1 protein-coding gene is annotated in these 444 nt (G+C 49.1%); it reads right to left on the reverse strand.

Annotated features, from left to right (window positions below; genetic code table 11):
* The coding region (locus tag J5M73_RS31420; protein ID WP_207816975.1) for a hypothetical protein at window positions 1-412 on the reverse strand (412 nt) is incomplete at its 3' end.
* Between the last annotated feature and the right edge of the window lie 32 nt (window positions 413-444).

Below are 444 nucleotides of genomic sequence, written 5' to 3' on the forward strand. Positions count from 1 at the left end.
CATATTTCGAGAACGGGGTCAGATTTTTGACGTCATTGTCTTCAATGACTATATCGGCAAACTGTGAGTTCGGATTGGTTCCGCTGAATGCCAGGCGATAGTCCTTGTCGTTGCTGGTGTTTTTGAAGATCGCGGTTACGTTGGCGGCATATCCGGAAAGAGGGTCGACATAGACCGCGGGACCCCAGACAATGGAAAATCTATTGTTTTTCGTCTTCGTTGATTTGCCGAGGTAGCCGATAATTAATTTTCCCAGGATGTCCGTGGTGGGATTCTTGATATTCTGGCCCCAGTCCATCGCGCACGATAACGTGAAATTCGTTTGTCGCTCGTCGAGAGAGTCGAATAAATCGTATGAGTCGATCGAATCGAATGGATCGAATGAATCGGGAGGATCGAGTTCGGTGGCCATGATGGTGTTCCTTGAATTCGGCGGGGTGGGGG

This window comes from Pseudomonas sp. 50_B (genome assembly GCF_017491625.1).
GTDB classification, from domain to species: domain Bacteria; phylum Pseudomonadota; class Gammaproteobacteria; order Pseudomonadales; family Pseudomonadaceae; genus Aquipseudomonas; species Aquipseudomonas danubii.